The sequence below is a fragment of the Stenotrophomonas sp. TWI819 genome (genome assembly GCF_039673075.1).
Classification (GTDB): domain Bacteria; phylum Pseudomonadota; class Gammaproteobacteria; order Xanthomonadales; family Xanthomonadaceae; genus Stenotrophomonas; species Stenotrophomonas rhizophila_B.
Genome location: NZ_JBDJKY010000021.1, coordinates 1 through 18,843, shown reverse-complemented (window position 1 = coordinate 18,843; position 18,843 = coordinate 1). Strand labels below are relative to the sequence as shown.

At 66.9% G+C, this 18,843-nt stretch carries 17 protein-coding genes and 1 pseudogene; 14 read left to right on the top strand and 4 right to left on the bottom strand.

Going from position 1 to position 18,843, the window contains the following annotated elements; all coding sequences use genetic code 11:
* Positions 1-200 precede the first annotated feature (200 nt).
* The 8 genes and pseudogenes from lpxD (at position 201) to ABE463_RS18280 (ending at position 10,544) form a co-directional block, all read left to right on the top strand.
* Positions 201-1,223 carry a UDP-3-O-(3-hydroxymyristoyl)glucosamine N-acyltransferase gene (gene lpxD, locus ABE463_RS18315; RefSeq protein ID WP_346469113.1) on the top strand — a complete coding sequence of 341 codons (1,023 nt, stop codon included), beginning with the start codon at positions 201-203 and terminating at the stop codon, positions 1,221-1,223.
* Positions 1,220-1,675, top strand: a complete 456-nt coding sequence (fabZ, locus tag ABE463_RS18310; RefSeq protein ID WP_019184406.1) for a 3-hydroxyacyl-ACP dehydratase FabZ — start codon at positions 1,220-1,222, stop codon at positions 1,673-1,675. Before lpxD ends, fabZ begins: the two co-directional genes overlap by 4 nt.
* A 19-nt stretch (positions 1,676-1,694) precedes the next feature.
* A complete protein-coding gene (gene lpxA / locus ABE463_RS18305; RefSeq protein ID WP_259260138.1) occupies positions 1,695-2,486 on the top strand; it encodes an acyl-ACP--UDP-N-acetylglucosamine O-acyltransferase in 792 nt (263 codons plus the stop codon).
* A 104-nt stretch (positions 2,487-2,590) separates the two neighbouring features.
* Positions 2,591-3,763, top strand: a pseudogene (gene lpxB / locus ABE463_RS18300) (lipid-A-disaccharide synthase); the annotation flags it as partial.
* On the top strand, positions 3,760-4,422 hold the full coding sequence (locus tag ABE463_RS18295) for a ribonuclease HII (protein ID WP_346469112.1): 663 nt from the start codon (positions 3,760-3,762) through the stop codon (positions 4,420-4,422). The pseudogene lpxB and the gene ABE463_RS18295, both read left to right, overlap by 4 nt.
* Before the next feature lie 563 nt (positions 4,423-4,985).
* Positions 4,986-8,567, top strand: coding sequence for a DNA polymerase III subunit alpha (dnaE, locus tag ABE463_RS18290; RefSeq protein ID WP_346469111.1), 3,582 nt, complete (start codon positions 4,986-4,988; stop codon positions 8,565-8,567).
* Positions 8,568-8,598: 31 nt separating this feature from the next.
* A complete protein-coding gene (locus ABE463_RS18285; protein WP_346469110.1) occupies positions 8,599-9,471 on the top strand; it encodes a hypothetical protein in 873 nt (290 codons plus the stop codon).
* Between the two features lie 113 nt (positions 9,472-9,584).
* Positions 9,585-10,544, top strand: a complete 960-nt coding sequence (locus tag ABE463_RS18280) for an acetyl-CoA carboxylase carboxyltransferase subunit alpha (protein WP_123728752.1) — start codon at positions 9,585-9,587, stop codon at positions 10,542-10,544.
* A 53-nt stretch (positions 10,545-10,597) separates the two neighbouring features.
* Here the strand turns inward: ABE463_RS18280 and ABE463_RS18275 are convergent, their stop codons facing one another.
* Positions 10,598-11,053, bottom strand: a complete 456-nt coding sequence (locus ABE463_RS18275) for a CopD family protein (protein ID WP_259260134.1) — start codon at positions 11,051-11,053, stop codon at positions 10,598-10,600.
* Positions 11,054-11,214: 161 nt separating this feature from the next.
* On the opposite strand from ABE463_RS18275, the gene ABE463_RS18270 reads away from it, so the two are divergent.
* Together ABE463_RS18270 and phaZ are read left to right on the top strand one after the other, a co-directional pair.
* Positions 11,215-11,811 carry a class I SAM-dependent methyltransferase gene (locus tag ABE463_RS18270; RefSeq protein WP_346469109.1) on the top strand — a complete coding sequence of 199 codons (597 nt, stop codon included), beginning with the start codon at positions 11,215-11,217 and terminating at the stop codon, positions 11,809-11,811.
* 57 nt (positions 11,812-11,868) lie between these two features.
* Positions 11,869-13,224 (top strand): polyhydroxyalkanoate depolymerase, encoded by a 1,356-nt coding sequence (gene phaZ / locus ABE463_RS18265; protein WP_259260133.1) that lies wholly within the window; start codon positions 11,869-11,871, stop codon positions 13,222-13,224.
* A gap of 97 nt (positions 13,225-13,321) precedes the next feature.
* On the opposite strand, the gene ABE463_RS18260 is transcribed toward phaZ, so the two are convergent.
* Positions 13,322-14,302, bottom strand: coding sequence for a sensor domain-containing protein (locus ABE463_RS18260; RefSeq protein WP_346469108.1), 981 nt, complete (start codon positions 14,300-14,302; stop codon positions 13,322-13,324).
* Positions 14,299-14,664 carry a PadR family transcriptional regulator gene (locus ABE463_RS18255; protein WP_121041452.1) on the bottom strand — a complete coding sequence of 122 codons (366 nt, stop codon included), beginning with the start codon at positions 14,662-14,664 and terminating at the stop codon, positions 14,299-14,301. Before ABE463_RS18255 ends, ABE463_RS18260 begins: the two co-directional genes overlap by 4 nt.
* A gap of 156 nt (positions 14,665-14,820) precedes the next feature.
* Between ABE463_RS18255 and ABE463_RS18250 the strand changes: the two genes are divergently transcribed.
* Together ABE463_RS18250 and ABE463_RS18245 are read left to right on the top strand one after the other, a co-directional pair.
* A complete protein-coding gene (locus ABE463_RS18250; RefSeq protein ID WP_346469107.1) occupies positions 14,821-15,276 on the top strand; it encodes a hypothetical protein in 456 nt (151 codons plus the stop codon).
* A gap of 78 nt (positions 15,277-15,354) precedes the next feature.
* Positions 15,355-16,254 carry a peptidylprolyl isomerase gene (locus ABE463_RS18245; RefSeq protein ID WP_346469106.1) on the top strand — a complete coding sequence of 300 codons (900 nt, stop codon included), beginning with the start codon at positions 15,355-15,357 and terminating at the stop codon, positions 16,252-16,254.
* A 98-nt stretch (positions 16,255-16,352) separates the two neighbouring features.
* On the opposite strand, the gene ABE463_RS18240 is transcribed toward ABE463_RS18245, so the two are convergent.
* Positions 16,353-17,234, bottom strand: coding sequence for a DMT family transporter (locus tag ABE463_RS18240; protein WP_346469105.1), 882 nt, complete (start codon positions 17,232-17,234; stop codon positions 16,353-16,355).
* A 159-nt stretch (positions 17,235-17,393) separates the two neighbouring features.
* Here ABE463_RS18240 and ABE463_RS18235 point away from each other — a divergent pair, with 159 nt between their 5' ends.
* Both ABE463_RS18235 and ABE463_RS18230 read left to right on the top strand, forming a co-directional pair.
* Positions 17,394-18,344: a LysR substrate-binding domain-containing protein gene (locus ABE463_RS18235; protein WP_346469104.1), complete on the top strand. Its 951-nt coding sequence runs from the start codon at positions 17,394-17,396 to the stop codon at positions 18,342-18,344.
* Between the two features lie 87 nt (positions 18,345-18,431).
* Positions 18,432-18,725, top strand: a complete 294-nt coding sequence (locus ABE463_RS18230; RefSeq protein WP_019184421.1) for a hypothetical protein — start codon at positions 18,432-18,434, stop codon at positions 18,723-18,725.
* The last annotated feature ends 118 nt before the right edge of the window (positions 18,726-18,843 follow it).

The following is an 18,843-nucleotide window of genomic DNA, read 5'->3' as shown; positions in this document are numbered from 1 at the left end:
GCCCTGGCCAGGACCGTTGGGCCGCATGGATTCGGCCCACGAGCCCCCCAAGGTTGGTTTTCAGCGCGGCCTGGCCCCGGCAGCCCCGCACCACCCCCCCCCATGGCCACCAAGGCGCCCGAGCCCCCCCAAACCGACACACCCCCCCCAAAACCCCCGCCCCGCATGACCGTTTCGGCATCACACGGTAAACTCCCCCGGTGAACACTCCTACCTATACCGCCCAGCAACTCGCCGAGCAGTTTGGCCTGCAGGTCCATGGTGATGGCAGCACCGCCATCCATGGCGTGGCTACGCTCGCCCATGCCGGCCCTGGCCAGCTCACCTTCCTGGCCAATCCGCGCTACCGCGCGCAGCTGGCCGACAGCCAGGCGGCCATCGTCGTGCTGCGTGCCGAGGATGCCGAGGCCGCGCCCGGCGCCGCCCTGGTCGCCAAGGACCCGTACACCACGTTCGCCAAGATCGCCGCCCTGTTCGACATCGCACCGCCGCGCGCCCCGGGGATCCACCCCAGCGCCTGCATCGCTCCGGACGCCCAGGTCGCTGCCAGTGCCCACATCGGCCCGTTCGTCACCATCGGCGCCCGTAGCGTTGTCGGTGAGAACTGCATCGTCGGGCCTGGCAGCATCATCGGCGAAGACTGCACCCTGGAGACCGGCTGCGAACTGATCGCCCGCGTCACCCTGGTCACCCGCGTCAAGCTCGGCAAGCGCGTGCGCATCCATCCCGGCGCCGTACTGGGTGCCGACGGCTTCGGCCTGGCCATGGATGCCGGCCACTGGATCAAGGTGCCCCAGCTCGGCGGCGTGCGCATCGGCGACGACTGCGAAATCGGCGCCAATACCTGCGTTGATCGCGGCGCGCTGGAAGACACCGTGCTCGAAAACGACGTGCGCCTGGACAACCTCGTGCAGGTCGCCCACAACGTCCAGATCGGCGCCCACTCGGCCATCGCCGGCTGCACCGGCATCGCCGGCAGCGCCAAGATCGGCCGCTACTGCCTGCTGGGCGGCGCCGTCGGCGTCGTCGGTCATCTCGAAATCTGCGACAAGGTCGTCATCACCGGCAAATCGGTGGTGCGCAACTCCATTCATGAGCCGGGCGAGTATTCCTCCGGCACCCCACTGACCGACAACCGCACGTGGCGTAAAAATGCCGCGCGCTTCAAGCAGCTCGATGCGCTCGCCCGGCGCATCCTGTCTGTGAGCAAGGAGAAGGAATGAGCAACAACCAGAATCTGCCGGACATCAACCAGATCCAGCAGTTGATCCCGCACCGCTATCCGTTCCTGCTGGTGGACAAGGTGATCTCGCTCGATTTCGAGAACCGGAAGATCGTCGCCACCAAGAACGTCAGCATCAACGAGCCGTTCTTCCAGGGCCACTTCCCGGGCCAGCCGATCATGCCCGGCGTGCTGATCATCGAAGCCATGGCCCAGGCCGGTGGCGTACTGACCCAGCTCACCCTGGGCCGCGATGCGCAGTCCAAGCTGTTCTACATGGTCAAGGTCGACAAGGCGCGCTTCAGCAAGCAGGTCGTGCCCGGCGACGTGCTGGAAATGCACGTGGAGATCAAGCGCGTGATCCGCAACATGGCGGTGTACGACTGCGTGGCGAAGGTCGATGGCGAAATCGTCGCCTGCGCCGAAGTGCTGTGCGCCGGCACCCGCGAATGATCCAGGCAGGAGATCTGCAATGAGTGACAACGCCCCTCTCATCCACCCCACCGCGGTCATCGACCCGTCGGCGTCGCTGGCTGCGGATGTGCGCGTGGGTGCGTTCTGCCTGATCGGCGCGGACGTGGAAATCGGTGCCGGCACCGAGATCGGTCCGCACTGCTCGATCCACGGCCCGACCCGGATCGGCCGCAACAACCGTTTCATCGGCCATGCCGCGATCGGTGGCGAGCCGCAGGACAAAAAGTACAAGGCCGAACGCACGGAACTGGTGATCGGCGATGACAACGTCATCCGCGAATTCGTCACCATCAACCGCGGCACCGCCGGTGGCGGCGGCATCACCACGGTCGGCAACGACAACTGGATGCTGGCCTACACCCACGTGGCACATGACTGCCACGTCGGCAGCCACTGCGTGTTCTCCAACAACACCACGCTGGCCGGCCACGTCACCGTGGGCGACTACGTGATCATCAGCGGCTTCGCCGGTGCCCACCAGTTCTGCCGCATCGGGGCCCACGCCTTCCTCGGCATGGGCGCGTTGACCAATGGCGACGTTCCGCCGTTCACCATGGTCGGCAGCGACAGCCTGGGCCGCCCGCGCGGCATCAACAGCGAAGGTCTCAAGCGCCGTGGCTTCGATGCCGAACGCATCGCCAGCATCAAACGCGCTTACCGCACCCTGTACGTGGCCGGCCTGCCGCTGGCCGAAGCCAAGGTGCAGCTGGCCGAACAGGCCAGCCACAGCGCCGACGTGAAGGACCTGCTGGACTTCATCGAAAGCGCCGAGAGGCCCTTGCTGCGATGACGGGTCCAGGCGGGCAGACCCCGGGCATCACGACCGCCGAGATCATCCCGCTCGCTGCGATGGCGACCAGCGTCGAACAGACGCTGGCCGTGCGCACCTCTGAGCGCCCGGTACGGATCGCCCTGGTCGCCGGCGAAGCCTCCGGCGATCTGCTCGGTGCCGGCCTGGTCCGCGAACTGCGCCTGCGCTTCCCGAACGCCGAATTCGCCGGCATCGGCGGCGATGCCATGCGCAGCGCCGGCTGCCAGACGTGGTTCGATGCCAGCGAACTGGCGGTGATGGGCCTGACCGAAATCCTGCGCCACCTGCCGCGTCTGCTCAAACTGCGCCGCGAGTTCCGCGCGCGTGCGCTGGAGTGGCAGCCGGACGTGTTCATCGGCATCGACGCGCCCGACTTCAACCTCGGCGTCGAGCGCTGGCTGAAAGAACGCGGCGTCCGCACCGTCCATTACGTCAGCCCCTCGGTCTGGGCCTGGCGCGAAAAACGTGCCGAGAAGATCGGGGCCAGCGCCGACCTGGTGCTGTGCCTGTTCCCGATGGAACCACCGATCTACGCCAAGCACGGCATCGACGCCCGCTTCGTGGGCCATCCGATGGCTGATGACATCCCGCTGCACAATGATCGCGAACAGGCGCGTGCCGAGCTCGGCCTGCCCTCCAACGCGAAGGTGCTGGCGGTACTGCCCGGCAGCCGCCTGGGGGAAATCAGCAAGCTCGGCGAACCGTTCTTCGAAGCGGCCTGGCAGGTCTCCGAACGCATTCCCGGCCTGCACGTGGTGGTCCCGGCCGCCAACGCCGCCTGCCGCCAGTTGATCAGCGAGCAACTCTCCGCCTCGGCGCTGCCGGTTGCGCATTCGCACCTGCTCGACGGCAACGCCCGCACCGCGATGATCGCCGCCGACGTGGTTGTGCTCGCCTCCGGCACCGCGACGCTGGAGACGATGCTGGTCAAACGCCCGATGGTGGTCGGCTACCGCGTGGCCGAACTCACCTACCGCATCGTCAAAGCGCTGGGCCTGCTCAAGGTCGACCGCTTCGCCCTGCCCAACATCCTCGCCGGCAAGGACCTCGCTCCGGAGCTGATGCAGCACGACTGCATCCCGGACAAACTGGCCGCCGCCATCCTGCAGTGGTTCGACCACCCCCAGCGCGTGATCGACCTGCAGGACACGTACGAGCACCTGCATCTGCAACTGCGTCGCGACGCCTCGGCGCGCGCCGCCGACGCCGTCACCGAGCTGCTCGAACGCGGCCCCAACCGCGACCGCACCGCATGAGCCGCCGCCACGCCGCCGCCGCTTCACTGGCCCTGTTCGACGGCGCCGCCCTGGCCACCGTCGCCCCGCGCTACGTGGCCGGCGTGGATGAAGCCGGACGCGGCCCGCTGGCCGGGCCCGTCGCGGTCGCCGCCGTGGTGTTCTGCCCCGACCGACCGCGCCTCAACGGCCTGGACGACTCCAAGCAGCTCACCGCGGCACGCCGTGACCAGCTCTACGACAAGATCCTGGACCGCGCCCTGGCTTGGCACGTGGTGATGGTGGACGTCGGCGAAATCGACGCCCTCAACATCTACCAGGCCACGATGCTTGGCATGCGCCGCGCCGTCGAAGGCGTCGCCCACGTCGCCCAGTTCGCCCGCATCGACGGCAACGTCGTCCCCAAAGGCCTGCCCTGCCCGGCCCAGGCCCTGATCGGCGGCGACGCCCTCGACCGCGCCATCATGGCCGCCTCGATCCTCGCCAAAGTCAGCCGCGACCGCTTCATGCAGACCCTGCACGACGCCCACCCCGAATACGGCTTCGACCAGCACAAAGGCTACGGCACCCCCGCCCATCTCGCCGCCCTGCGCAACCACGGCCCCTGCCCCCAGCACCGCCGCAGCTTCGCCCCCGTCCGCGCGTGCCTGGAACCCGACCCCAGCAGCCTTCCCGCCTGAGCGCAGCAACGGCTGGGCGCCGCCCGGCACGGCATGACACCCCTCAGCACACGGCGATTGTCAGCTCGTCCGCATCAACGATGTCGAAAGCTTGGCGGTTGCTCGCTCCCGTGTATCAGATGTCTCTCGAAGGATGACGGTTGCCTGCCTCTGCGCACCAGCACCCTCTCGAAGGATCGGCTGTTGCTCACCCCAACGCACCGGCTATCTGTCGAAGGAGCGCTGTCGCCTGCCCCAACGCACCGGCCATCTGTCGAAGGGGTGGCGGGGGTAGAGGCGCGGGACCGTTAGGCAGCATGGATGCTGCCTACGAGCTTACACGGACGTATTCACAGCGCGTCCCGCGACTCTGCCCTCGCCGCCCCAGCCCGCAGGCACCACCGAGCCCACCGCTCCTGCACTTGCCGCTCCTGCACGTGCCCCACCAGCGCCAAGCCCTGCAATCGCTGCAACCGCAAGAAACCTGAACCCCACCGCCAACCCGCGCCCCCGCAACACCCCTGTCAAGCCTTGTTAGCGACCACCGCCACCGCTACCCTGACCGGGCATCACATTGGTTCGGCATGTCCACTTCCCGTTTCGTACATCTCCACGTCCACACCGAATTTTCGCTGGCGGATTCGACCATCCGTGTCCCGGCGAAGCCGGATCAGGCTGACCCGAAAAAAGCAAAGCAGGCCAACCTGCTCAGCCGCGCGGTCGAACTGAAGCTGCCTGCACTGGCAGTGACGGATCTCAACAACCTGTTCGCGCTGGTCAAGTTCTACAAAGCCGCCGAAACCGTGGGCATCAAGCCCATCGCCGGCGCGGACATCATGATCGCCGAAGAAGGCATGACGCCTTGGCGCATGACCCTGCTCTGTCGCGACCGCGAAGGCTACCTCAGCCTCTCCAGGCTGCTGACCCGCGCCTGGATGGAAGGCCATCGCCCCGAAGGCGGCGTCGCCGTGCACCCGGACTGGCTCAAAGCCGGCTGCCACAACCTGTTCGCACTGGCCGGCCGCGACAGCCTCGCCGGCCGCCTCGCCGGCGACGGCCGCCACGATCTGGCCGAGCAACAGCTCGCCGACTGGCAGCGCGTGTTCGGTGACGGCTTGCACCTGGAGCTGACCCGCACCGGCCGCGATGGCGAAGAAGCCTTCAACCAGTTCGCCCTGCAGGCCGCCGGCCAGCGTGGCCTGCCGGTGATCGCCAGCAACGATGTGCGCTTCCTGCAGCCGGAAGACTTCAGCGCCCACGAAGCGCGCGTCTGCATTTCCTCCGGCCGCGTGCTGGACGATCCCAAACGCCCGCGCGACTACAGCGACCAGCAGTACCTCAAGTCCGCCGAGGACATGTGCGCGCTGTTCGCCGACATCCCCGACGCGATCGACAACACCCTGGCGCTGGCCGAACGCTGCAACATCGAGATGCGCCTCGGCACCTACTTCCTGCCCAACTATCCGGTCCCCGAAGAGGAAACCCTCGACAGCTGGATCTGCAGCGAATCGCGCAAGGGCCTGGAAGCGCGCCTCGAAAAGAATCCGCTGGCGCCGGGCAAGACCCGCGCCGACTATTTCGAGCGCCTCGAATTCGAACTGGCCACCATCATCAAGATGGGCTTCCCCGGCTACTTCCTGATCGTGGCCGACTTCATCCAGTGGGGAAAGAACCAGGGCATTCCGATCGGCCCCGGGCGCGGTTCCGGTGCCGGCTCGCTGGTGGCCTGGGCGCTGCAGATCACCGATCTGGATCCGATCCCGTACAACCTGCTGTTCGAGCGGTTCCTCAACCCCGAACGCGTGTCGATGCCCGACTTCGACATCGACTTCTGCATGGACCGCCGCGACGAGGTCATCGACTACGTCGCGCGTAAATACGGTCGCGACCGCGTCAGCCAGATCATCACCTACGGCACCATGGCGGCCAAGGCCGTGGTGCGCGATTCCGGTCGCGTGCTCGGCTTCCCGTACGGCCTGGTCGACGGCGTCTCCAAGCTGATCCCCAACATCCTGGGCATCTCGCTCAAGGATGCGATGGGCGAAGGCAAGGATTCGGAAATGGCGTCGCCGGAGTTGATCCAGCGCTACCAGAACGAAGACGATGTCCGCGACCTGATCGACCTGGCACGCCAGCTCGAAGACCTCACCCGCAACGCCGGCAAGCACGCCGGTGGCGTGGTGATCGCACCGGAACCGCTGGCCGAATTCTGCCCGCTGTTCGCCGAACATGACGAAGGCGGCCGCGGCCGCAACCCGGTCACCCAGTTCGACAAGAACGACGTCGAAGAAATCGGCCTGGTGAAGTTCGACTTCCTGGGCCTGCGCACGCTGACGATCATCGACTGGGCGGTCAAGGCGATCAACAAGCGGCACGAGCGCGCCGGCATTCCGCCGGTGGACATCACCGCGCTGCCGCTGGATGACGTGCCTACCTACAAGGACATCTTCGCCAACGGCAATACCGGCGCGGTGTTCCAGTTCGAATCCTCGGGCATGCGCCGCCTGCTGAAAGACGCGCGTCCTGACCGCTTCGAAGATCTCATCGCGCTGGTGTCGCTGTACCGACCCGGCCCGATGGACCTGATTCCCTCCTTCAACGCGCGTAAGCACGGGCAGGAAGAAATCATCTATCCCGATCCGCGCACGGAAGCGATCCTGAAAGACACCTACGGCATCATGGTGTACCAGGAGCAGGTGATGCAGATGGCGCAGATCGTCGGCGGTTACTCGCTGGGCGGCGCCGATCTGCTGCGCCGTGCGATGGGCAAGAAGGTGCCGGCCGAGATGGCCAAGCACCGCGAGATCTTCCGCGAAGGTGCGGCCAAGGACGGTGTCGTCGAAGCCAAGGCCGACGCGATCTTCGACCTGATGGAGAAGTTCGCCGGCTACGGCTTCAACAAGTCGCACGCCGCCGCCTACGCACTGGTGAGTTACCAGACCGCCTGGCTCAAGCGTCATTACCCGGCCGAATTCATGGCCGCGACGCTGTCCTCGGACATGGACAACACCGACAAGGTGGTCGGCTTCCTCGCCGAAGTGCGCAACCTCGGCCTGACCGTGCTGCCGCCGCGCGTGAACGAATCGGCGTACATGTTCGAAGCCTCCAGCGCCGACACCATCGTGTACGGCCTGGGTGCGATCAAGGGCGTCGGCCAGGGTGCCTGCGAAGCGATCGTGGAAGAGCGCCAGCGTGGCGGCCGCTATGCGTCGCTGCTGGATTTCTGCATGCGCGCCGAATCGGGCAAGCTCAACCGCCGCACGCTGGAAGCGATGATCAACTGCGGCGCGATGGACGGGCTCGGCAAGAACCGCGCCTCGCTGATGCTGCAGCTGCCCGAAGTCCTCAAGGCCACCGACCAGATGGCGCGCGAGAAGGCCTCCGGGCAGAACTCGCTGTTCGGCGCGCCCGATCCGGTCAGCACCGCGATGCAGCTGGAGCTGCCGGAAGCCAAAGAGTGGGCGCTGGGCCAGTTGCTGGACGGCGAGCGCGAAACGCTGGGCTTCTACCTCAGTGGCCACCCGTTCGATCCCTACGCCGATGACGTCAAGGAACTGGTCGGCACCGACCTGGGCAAGCTGGAAAAGCTGATCCCGCCGGCCCGCCCGAGCAAGGACGGCGAGAAGCGTGCCTGGCGCCAGGAAACGCCGGTGATCCTGGCCGGCCTGGTGGTCGGCGTGCGCCGCAAGGGCGAAAGCCAGATCTTCATGCAGCTCGAAGACGGCAAGGGCCGCGTGGAATGCAGCGCCTTCACCGATGGTCTGGCCGAGTTCGGCCACCTGATGACCAAGGACCGCATCCTGGTGGTCAAGGGCGGCCTGCGCGAAGACGAGTTCAACGGCGGCTATGCGCTGCGCATCCGCCAGGTCTGGGATTACGAAGACATCTGCGCCAACTACGCCACGCGGCTGTCGCTGCGGGTGGATCTGCGCCAGGACGGTGCGGTGTGGAACCGCGTCAACGCCCTGCTCGACCGGCATCGCCCCGGCCGCACACCGCTGCGCCTGGACCTGCTGCTTGGCTCGGAACAGGGCCCGGTGGCCGGCATGCTCGATGTTGCCGGTGACATCGCCGTGCGCGTGGACAGCCACCTGGTCGATGCGCTGCGCGCCGATCCCGCGGTCCGCACGGTGAAGGTGCGCTACAGCCCGCCCTGGGCGAACTGATTTTTTTCTGTTGCAACACAGGTATTTTGTTTTGATCAAGCGTTTTGCCGTGCTGCTGAGTGCAGCCGTCGCCATCACCGGCTGTTCCAGCCCCGCCCAGACCTTCGAGATCGACAACCCGGGCGCCACGCCGCTGACCCTGCGCATCGATGGCAATGAACTGCCGATCGCCGCGCACGCCTCGCGCCCGGTCAAGCTCAAGCCGGGTGAACATCATCTGCAGACCGACCAGCTTGGCGATGTGCGTTTCATCGTCTACGCCAGCGGCAAGGGTGGCTTGATCAACCCGACCCTGGCCGAGTACGTGATCGCCAATGAGATCTACGTCACCGGTGAAGACAAGCTGCAGCACTTCGGCAGCCTGAAGAACCAGATCGAGCTGGGCGGCGTGACGTTCGAAGGCCCGTACCAGACCACCCATGACCTGTTCATCGACCAGGCCTGGAGCTTCGGCGTCCGCGAGCCGTTCCCGGAGGTCCAGACCGTGGCCCATGTGGACGCCAGCGGCGGCCGGATCAACGCCAAGATCTTCACCGCCCCGGATTTCATCGCCTACGTGGAAGCAGGCACGGGCCAGCCCGGTGCTTACGCACGCCAGCAGCCCAAGGGCTACGTGGCGCCCGCCTACACGCTGGAGGCAGCCCCGGCCGTCCTGCCGCCGCTGGATCCGGCCTTCGAAGTCCATGCCGGCCCGCTGCGCGAGCTGTACACCCGCTACCTGCACGCCACCTCTGCCGATGCGCAGCTGCAGCTCCAGCAGGAGGCCTTCCAGGCGCAGATGGCGTTCACCGCCGCCACCGCCAGGCTGGGCTCGGGCATGCCCAAGGAGGCCAACGAGGGCTACAACACCTTCGTGAAGACCCGCAGCACGCTGATGGGCAGCGCGGCGCTGGTCGTCCCCTGAGCTGACTGGCGCCCTTCGCCCCGCTGCGCTACCGTCGGTTTCCAGACGACGGCGTACGGGGCTTTTCGGCGCATTCGGCTACACTTTCCCTCTTTTCTTCACGACGGTTTCCGATGAATCCGAACTACCTCGACTTCGAGCAACCCATCGCTGATCTGGAGGCGAAGATCCAGGAACTGCGCAGCGCCAGCGCCGGACCTGCGGTCAATGTCGAGGCCGAAGTGCATGCCCTGCGGGACAAGCTGCGGGTGCGCACCGCGCAGATCTTCCGCAACCTGACCTCCTGGCAGGTGCTGCAGCTGGCCCGGCATCCGTCCCGCCCGTACACCGAGGACTACATCCGCATCATCTGCGATGAGTTCCAGGAACTGGCCGGCGACCGCGCCTTCGCCGACGACAAGGCGATCATCGGCGGCCTGGCCCGCATCGGTGGCCGCTCGGTGATGCTGATCGGCCATCAGAAGGGCCGCGACACCAAGGAAAAGATCAAGCGCAACTTCGGCATGCCCAAGCCGGAGGGCTACCGCAAGGCGCTGCGCCTGATGAAGATGGCCGAGCGTTTCGGCCTGCCGGTGCTGACGCTGATCGACACCGCCGGCGCCTGGCCGGGCATCGACGCCGAATCGCGCGGCCAGTCCGAAGCGATCGCACGCAACCTGATGGAAATGGCCGAACTGAAGGTCCCGGTGGTCTGCACGGTGATCGGTGAAGGCGGCTCGGGTGGCGCACTGGCCCTGGGCGTGGGCGACCGCACCGTGATGCTGGAGTACAGCGTGTACTCGACCATCAGCCCGGAAGGCTGCGCCTCGATCCTGTGGAAGGACCCGGCCAAGGCCAAGGACGCCGCCGAACAGCTCGGCCTGACCGCCCCGCGCCTGAAGGGCCTGGGCCTGGTGGACAAGGTGGTGCGTGAGCCGACCGGTGGCGCCCACCGCAACCCGAACCAGATGGCCAAACGCCTCAAGGCCGTGCTGCTCAACGAGCTGGACGTGCTGGAGAAGCTGCCGGTCGATGAGCTGCTGCAGAAGCGTTACGAGCGCCTGCGCAGCTACGGGACCTACGAAGTGGCCTGATCAGGCTGCGGCGCAGACGAAAAAGCCGGACGCGCAAGCGCCCGGCTTTTTTTTCAGAACGGCTTGGCGATCACCAGCCAGACCACGCCGATGAACAGCACCAGCGGCAGTTCGTTGAACCAGCGCAGCGCGCGCGAGGACGGCAACGGCTTGCCGCGTACCGCGCCCTTCAACAGGCGCCCGGTCCACGAGTAATACACCAGCAGCAGCACCACCAGGCCGAGCTTGGCATGCAGCCAGCCCGCCGCACCGGGCGCGACCATGGTCGGGAAATCGGGAATCACGCGGTAGCCCAGCCACAGCACCACGCCCAGGATCAGCGCGAGGCCGAACATCATGTGGCCAAACTTGTACAGGCGCAGGCCCATCAGCTGCAGCCGCTCGGTCACCGGCAGCTGGCCGGCCGTCTCGCTGAGGTTGACCAGGATCCGGGGCAGATAGAACACCGCCGCCATCCACGCCACCACGAACAACAGGTGGAAGGTCTTGACCCAGTAATAGGACTGCATGTGCTTGCTCCGGCGGCTGGCATGGGTTGGCCGCCATTCTCGCATGCCCGGTAGAGCCGCCCCATGGGTGCAGGCGCGACCCATCGCCACACCTCCCCACTACGCATCCGCGCGCGCCACGCCGTACGATAAGCGCCGTTTTCACCCACGTGCATATCCCCATGGACAAAACCTACGACGCCGCCTACTTCCAGCGCTGGTACCAGCCTGACCAGACCGGTGGCGCCGCGCGGCTGGCGCGCAAGGTGGCGCTTGCGGTGGCCAGTGCCGAGTACTACCTGGAACGCCCGATCCGCAGCGTGCTGGATATCGGCTGTGGCGAAGGCGCCTGGCGTGCCCCGCTGCTCAAACTGCGCCCCCGCGTGCAGTACCTGGGCTTCGACAGCAGCGATTACGCCGTGCACCGCTACGGCCGCAGCCGCAACCTGCACCCGGCCAAGGTCGGCGATTTCGCCTGGCTGCGTCCGTGCGCACCGGTCGATCTGCTGATCTGCTCGGACGTAATGCACTACGTGCCCAGCCGCGAGCTGCGCCCGGCACTCGAGGGCTTTGCCGAGCTGACCGCCGGCGTGGCCTTCCTGGAGGCATTCACGGCCGAGGATGACTTCGATGGCGACCACGAAGGCTTCCAGCCGCGCCCGGCGCGCTGGTACCGCAGCCAGCTCAAGCGGGTCGGCTTCACCACCTTGGGCTCGCACTGCTGGCTGTCCCCGGCACTGGCAGGTCACGCGGCTGCTCTGGAACGCGGCGCGCCCTGAGTCTCGATAACAATTGAGACAGGCCGCGCATTAACGCGCCCGCGCGACGGGTGCGCTATGCTGCGCGGCAACATAAGACCATACATATTGGACGTCATGCTATATCAGCTGCATGAGTTGACCCGCAACCTGCTCGCCCCGTGGGTGCACCAGGCCCAGGCCAACGCGAAGTTCTTCGCCAATCAAGGTCATTGGTGGTCGCAGATGCCCGGCGCGGATCGCCTGGCCGCTGTGAACGAGCTGTTCCACCGCATCGGCAAGGATTACGAGAAGCCCGAATGGGGCATCAATGAAATCGACGTCGAGGGCGAGCGCGTGCCGATCGTCGTCCACGAAGAGATCAGCAAGCCGTTCTGCAAACTGCTGCGCTTCAAGCGCCACAGCAATGAAGCCGACCAGCTGCACACCATGCTCAACCAGCCGTTCGTGCTGGTGGTAGCGCCGTTGTCCGGCCACCACGCCACGCTGCTGCGCGATACCGTACGTACCCTGCTGCGCGATCACCGCGTATACGTGACCGACTGGGTCGATGCGCGCATGGTGCCGGGCAGCGAAGGCGAGTTCGGGCTGGATGACTACATCGCCTATGTGCAGGAATTCATCCGCCACCTCGGTGCGGAGAAGCTGCACGTGATCAGCGTCTGCCAGCCGACCGTGCCGGTGCTTGCCGCCGTCTCGCTGATGGCCAGCCGTGGCGAAACCACGCCGCGATCGCTGGTGATGATGGGCGGCCCGATCGATGCGCGCTGCAGCCCGACCGCGGTCAACAATCTGGCCACGCAGAACCCGATGTCGTGGTTCGAGAACAATGTCATCCACACCGTGCCGGCCACCTTCCCGGGCGCCGGCCGCCGCGTGTATCCGGGCTTCCTGCAGCACGCGGGGTTCCTGTCGATGAACCCGAGCCGCCATTTCAGTTCGCACTGGGATTTCTATGCCGACCTGGTCAAGGGCGACATGGAAGATGCCGACGCGCACCGTCGTTTCTACGATGAGTACAACGCGGTGCTCGACATGCCGGCCAAGTACTACCTGGACACGATCCGCGTGGTCTTCCAGGAGTTCCTGCTGCCGCGCGGCGAGTGGTACGTGCAGGGTGAACGCGTGGATCCCAGCGCGATCACCGGCACCGCACTGCTGAGCATCGAAGGCGAGCTGGACGATATCGCCGGCCTCGGCCAGACCGAAGCGGCGCAGGACCTGTGCACCGGCATTCCGGCCGCGCATCGCGAGCATTTCATCGTCGAAGGCGCCGGCCACTACGGCATCTTCAGCGGCCGCCGCTGGCGCGAAACGGTCTATCCGAAGGTGCGCGATTTCTTCGCGGCCCATGCGCAGACCGTGGCCAGCAAGCCGAAGAAGGCCGCGAAGATCGCGAGCAACGTGACCCCGTTGCGCCGTAAAGCGGGCTGACGAGCGCGACCGCCCCCCGACCAGGGGGCTTACGCTGGGGAATGCCGGCCAGCGGCCGGCACTACCGGATCCTCGGGTTCCGACCTGTGGCCGTGGGTTACAGCCGCACCAGCAGGTGCTTGGCCATCATCCCGTGCAGGTGACCGATGCCGCGGGCCAGGTGCAGCGTCGCAAACAGCAGCAGCACGCCGATGATCGCCAGCAGCGGTGTGACCCAGACCGGCAGCATCTGGATGCCGTCGATGTGGATGCCCACGTAGTCACTGGAGAACAGCGCCGCCACCGGTGCCCAGATGAAGCCGATCGAGGTCGACAACAGCGTGGTGGCGATCGTGAAGTAGACGATGCCCAGCGGCAGCATCAGCACGAAGTACAGCAGGGTCAGCCAGGTGCGGCCATCGGTGAACATGTCGCCGATGCGCTGCAGCCAGCTGCGGCTGCGGTCGGAATACGTCGGCCGGCGCGGCATGCGCTCGCCCAGCAGGGCCTCCACCAGCCGCCCTTCCAGCAGCGACAGACCGCGCACCGAGCCGAAGAACAGCACCGCCACCGGAATGCCGATGATCAACACCATCAGGCCCAGCGACAGCGACAGGCCGGTGACCACCCAGGTAAAGAAGAAGATACCGGTGGCCAGCGAGAGCAGCATGTAGAACAGCGCGCCATAGGTGCGTGCCTCCAGGGCGACGCCGAAGAAGCGGGCCAAGGCCGAGCGTGGCTTGGGCGGCGCCTGCGGCGGTGTTACCGAGGCGATGCCGGGGCTGGTGGCCGCTGCACGCCGGATCGGTGCGGCACCCGCGCTCGGCGTGCGCAGCGCACGGTTCACGGTGATTTCCGTTTCGCGGTAGATCTCGGCCACTTCTTCCGGCGCACCGTAGCTGCCGGCCACATCGGCGATCACCTCGGCCTCGCTGCGGCCCGGCTGCGCGGCCAGCTCCGAGCGCAGGTATTCCTCGGCGTCGTACAGGGCGTCCTGCACCATCGCCGGATCGGCGTCGTGCAGCGCCGCACGCAGCTGTGCCAAGTACGCCGGGATGGTGGTCGGCAAGGCCCGACCGGCCACGGATTCGATGTTCATGCGGTTACCCCTTCCAGGACGGAATCGACGGAATCACGGGTGGCACGCCACGCGGCGGTCCATTGACTGAGCACTTCACGCCCCGTGTCATTGATGCGGTAGTAGCGACGCGGCGGACCAGCCACCGACGGTTCAACATGGCTTTCCAGCAACCCGGCGCCTTCCAGGTTGCGCAGCACCGGGTACAGCGCGCTCTGCTTGCCGCTCAGCACGCCCTCGCCGACCCGCTCCAGCTCCTTGGCGATCAGGTAGCCATACAGCGGCTCACCGGCCTTGGCCAGCACCGCCAGCAAGGCCAGGGATACCGTGCCGGAGCTGAGCTCTTTCTGGAACTTCTTGAGGTGGACTTCGTGGTCGCTCATGGCGGTCTCCGCTAGCGTGGAGTCCACACTAGTCCGAACTTCGCTATAGCGGATGTGTCGTTAGTCACCATGCCGGTTGGGATGCCCAGCGATCCCCGGGGCCCGGGTACGGGCGATCTGTCAGAATCGCTCTCCCCACGGAACGCACATGACGTCATGAAGACCCGCACTGCCGTCCTCTCGCTTGCCCTGTTGGCCGCTGCCGCAGGCCCCGCCCACGCCATGAAGGGATGCAACTTCGTCGATGGCTCGCATGAGTCGATCAGCGTCGCGCTGCTGGCCTTGGACGCGCGCCAGCGCGGCGATAGTCGGGAGAGCGTGCTGGCCCATGCGGAGCCGACCAAGACGGATCCGTCATGGCACGCCGCGATGGCGCGCGAAACGGTCGACGAGGTCTTCAGCGACCTGCCCCCCGTGGATGCGGCGGTGTATACGGTCTATCGCGCGATGATCTGCTATCGCGCCTCGACGCGCCCGGCCGAAGACGTGGTGGTGGATTACGTCGCGATCCACCCGGCGCTGGTTGCCTGTGAAGCCCAATCGGGTCCGCGGCAGCGGGGTCAGTGCGCCGGCAAAGCCTTGGACGATTACTTCGCCGCCCAGGCGGAGTGACGAGGTAACCCGCACCGTGACATGACAGGCAGTGCGCCGCTCGCGCATTATCGGGACGCCACCATCTTCGGGGACACCATGCAAAATCATCGCTTCGCCGTGCTCACCCTCGCCCTGGCCTGCCTGCTGCCCAGCCTTGCCAGCGCGGCCACGCCTTACCGCAGCGCGCAGCAGATCCTGGACGCGTCACCGGACAGCGACTGGCGTACGCCCGAGCCGGCCAACCTGCTGTACATGAACCTGCCCGCGGGCCGGGTCATCATCGAGTTGGCCCCGGCGTTCGCGCCGCAGCACGTGGGCAACATCCAGACCCTGGCCCACGAGCATTTCTGGGACGGCGAGAGCATCTACCGCGCGCAGGACAACTTCGTGGTGCAGTTCGGCGATGCCGATGCGGACGATGCCGCCAAGGCAAAGCCGCTCGGCAGCGCCAAACGCACGCTCCCGGCCGAATTCCAGCGCGACAGCAAGGGGCTCACGGTCAGCCTCCTGCCCGACCGTGACGGCTGGGCCGACCAGACCGGTTTCGTCGACGGCTTCCCGGTGGGCCAGGATCGCAAAGACGGCAAGACCTGGCTGGCGCATTGCTACGGTGCACTGGGCGCCGGCCGCAACAACGAGGAAGACAGCAGCATCGGCGCCGAGCTGTACGTCGTGACCGGGCAGTCGCCGCGTCAGCTGGACCGCAACATCACCGTCGTCGGCCGCGTGCTGCAGGGCATGGAACTGCTGAGCGCACTGCCGCGTGGACCGGCACCGATGGGCTTCTACGCCGATCCGGCGCAGCGCACGGCGATCCAGTCGATCCAGCGTGCCAGCGATGTACCGGCTGCGGAGCGACCCAGGCTGCAGGTGCTGCGCACCGACTCCAGGACCTTTGCCGATGCGACCGAAGCGCGCCGCAACCGCGTCGATGATTTCTACAAGCGCCCGGCCGGGCACATCGACCTGTGCAACATCCCGGTGCCGGTGCGGTGAGGCCGAGCCACCGGCGCGTTGAACGTGCATGGGGTTGGACATGCACGTCTCGGTCGTGCCGGCCGCTGGCCGGCTGATCGCCTTCGCAGAAGCGATCTCTATCGCTTCTGCGACACCGCTACGCTGCCAAGAATCAACACGCCCGCCACGACCATCGCCCCGGTCACCGGTTCGCCCAGGAACACCCACGCGAACAGCGCGCCGAACATCGGTACCAGGTAGGTCACGGTCGAGGCACGGGCCGGGCCAATGCGGGCGATCAGGCGGTAGAACATCAGAAACGCCAGGCCGGTGCAGACCACGCCCAGCGCGATCGCGCAGGACCAGGACAGCATCGGGATCGGGGCCGTCGGCCAATGGGTCAGCGCCATCGGCAGCAGCAGGATCGCCGCGCAGCCCAGCGTGGCACCGGCCGACGCCGCCGGTGGCAGGCCGGTCATGTGGCGCTTCACCAGATTGACGCCCAGTCCATACAACAGCGCGGCCAGGGCACCGGCCATCACCGCCGCACCGATGCTCAGACCGGACACTTTGGCCGTGGCCAGCACCACCACGCCGGCGAAGCCGACCAGCAGGGCGATCGCGCGGCGCATGCCGATCTTTTCGCCGAAGAACAGGAACGCGATCAGCGCCGCGAACAGCACGGTCATCGCATTGCAGATCGCACCGATCGCGGCCGGGGCGCGTTGCGCGGCCCAGGCGAACAGCACGAACGGGATGGCCGAGTTGATCAGGCCGATCGGTGCCAGCCACAACCAGCGTCGCGCCGGGAACTGCGCGCGCGCCTGCCACAGGAACGGCAACAGCACGAGCGCGCCGAGCAGCAGCCGCACCTCCACCAGTGCGTACGGTCCGAAGGCAGGCACGGCCACCCGCATGAACAGGAACGAGCAGCCCCAGATCGCGCCGAGGACGGTCAGTTCCAGCGGGGTGCGCCAATCGCGCTCCACCGTACCGGCGGCCAGCGGTGCTCCGCTCATGAGCGGTCCCCGAAGCAAGCCAGGCGCGCGGAGCAGGCGGTAAGGGAGGGCAACATACGCGTGAATCCGGGGAGGAAGGGCGACAGCATCCGCCTGCCGCTGCGTGCCCACAAGCGCGTAGTATCCGTGCAAGCCACAAATATGATTTGGGTCTCGACCATGATTCTCCGCCCGGCTTTGCTACCTGCGCTGGGGGTGTTCGCCGTTGCCGCACGCCACCAGAACTTCGCCCACGCCGCCCAGGAGCTGCACCTCACCGCCAGTGCGGTCAGCCACCATGTGCGACGGCTGGAAGAGCTGCTCGGGACCGTGCTGTTCCAGCGCCACGCGCGCGGTGTGCGCCTGACCGCCGAAGGCCGCCAGCTGGCCGATGCCGCAGCGGCGGCACTGAGCGATCTCAATGCGGTGGCCGGCAATCTGCATCCGCAGGCGGACATCGTGCCGCTGCGGGTCACCACTATCCGCTCGCTGTCGTACTGCTGGCTGATCCCGCGGTTGCCGCGCTTCGCCCAACAGCATCCGCGCATGCGCATTGAACTGCAGACCAGCACCGAGCTGGTCCGCTTCGACGAGACGGGGCCGGAACTGGGCATTCGTTACGGTCTTGGCCAGTGGCCGGGCATGACCGCCCATCACCTGATGGACGACGAACTCTGCCCGGTCGCCTCACCGGCACTGCCGGGGGTCCCGGCCTTGCGCGACCCGGCGCAGATCGCCGCGCTGCCGCTGCTCAGCGACATGTCGCCGCAGGGTTGGCGCGACTGGTTCCGGGCAGCGGGTGTGCGCGGACTGGACCTGCCCTCGCTGCACACCTTCAGCGACAGCACCGATGCGATGCGCGCCGCGGTCTACGGCATCGGCGCAGTGCTGGCGCGCAAGCACATCGCCCAGCCCTACCTGCAGCGCTATGAGCTGGTGCGCCTGCCCGGCCCCGCACTCAAGGCGCGCTACGCCTACTACGTGGTCCACGCCGAACACCGGGCGCTCAGCCCGACCGCGCAGGCGTTCATGGACTGGCTCAAGCGCGAAGCACTGGATGAGCGCACCCCGCTGCCGGCCCTGCCCGATGAACTGCTGGGCCTGCCGCCTGCGGACCGCGCGCACGACTGAACCGGACGCCACGATCCAGCACGCATCCTCACCCGACCTTTTCTGCACGCTGGCTAGGCTGGAGTCTCTTTCCCCGAGGACCCGCCCATGGCCCTGTTGCGACTGCGAATCACCGGCACCGAAGACGATGCACGTGCCATCACCGACCTGCTGCAGAGCATCGAGGGAATCGAACACGTCGAGGAAACCGACGACCTGATGCCGCACATGGACGACGACGATTCCAGCTCGGCCGGCCTGTCCGATGACATCGGCCCGGGCACGCACGAACTGGAAGTGGAAGTAGGCAATGCACTCGGCGCCCAGCGCGTGCGTGATGCCGTGCAGGAACTGGCGCTGGAACTGGATGTGTTCGTTGAGTACGAGCAGGACGAAGGCTGAGTCAACCGTCGTGGGGCGCCTTGAGGCGCCGCCCGCCCCCCCCCCCCACCGGCGGCCCCCCCCGCCCGGCCCCCCGGGGGGCGGCGCCCCAAAACCACCCCCCCCCCCCCCCCCCCCC

Coding starts and splice junctions, on each gene's coding strand:
- ABE463_RS18280 (WP_123728752.1), top strand. CDS start 9,585: ATGAATCCGAACTACCTCGACTTCGAGCAACCCATCGCTGATCTGGAG.
- ABE463_RS18235 (WP_346469104.1), top strand. CDS start 17,394: ATGATTCTCCGCCCGGCTTTGCTACCTGCGCTGGGGGTGTTCGCCGTT.
- ABE463_RS18275 (WP_259260134.1), bottom strand. CDS start 11,053: ATGCAGTCCTATTACTGGGTCAAGACCTTCCACCTGTTGTTCGTGGTG.
- ABE463_RS18295 (WP_346469112.1), top strand. CDS start 3,760: ATGAGCCGCCGCCACGCCGCCGCCGCTTCACTGGCCCTGTTCGACGGC.
- ABE463_RS18230 (WP_019184421.1), top strand. CDS start 18,432: ATGGCCCTGTTGCGACTGCGAATCACCGGCACCGAAGACGATGCACGT.
- lpxA (WP_259260138.1), top strand. CDS start 1,695: ATGAGTGACAACGCCCCTCTCATCCACCCCACCGCGGTCATCGACCCG.
- ABE463_RS18270 (WP_346469109.1), top strand. CDS start 11,215: ATGGACAAAACCTACGACGCCGCCTACTTCCAGCGCTGGTACCAGCCT.
- ABE463_RS18255 (WP_121041452.1), bottom strand. CDS start 14,664: ATGAGCGACCACGAAGTCCACCTCAAGAAGTTCCAGAAAGAGCTCAGC.
- ABE463_RS18245 (WP_346469106.1), top strand. CDS start 15,355: ATGCAAAATCATCGCTTCGCCGTGCTCACCCTCGCCCTGGCCTGCCTG.
- ABE463_RS18260 (WP_346469108.1), bottom strand. CDS start 14,302: ATGAACATCGAATCCGTGGCCGGTCGGGCCTTGCCGACCACCATCCCG.
- fabZ (WP_019184406.1), top strand. CDS start 1,220: ATGAGCAACAACCAGAATCTGCCGGACATCAACCAGATCCAGCAGTTG.
- ABE463_RS18240 (WP_346469105.1), bottom strand. CDS start 17,234: ATGAGCGGAGCACCGCTGGCCGCCGGTACGGTGGAGCGCGATTGGCGC.
- phaZ (WP_259260133.1), top strand. CDS start 11,869: ATGCTGCGCGGCAACATAAGACCATACATATTGGACGTCATGCTATAT.
- ABE463_RS18250 (WP_346469107.1), top strand. CDS start 14,821: ATGAAGACCCGCACTGCCGTCCTCTCGCTTGCCCTGTTGGCCGCTGCC.
- dnaE (WP_346469111.1), top strand. CDS start 4,986: ATGTCCACTTCCCGTTTCGTACATCTCCACGTCCACACCGAATTTTCG.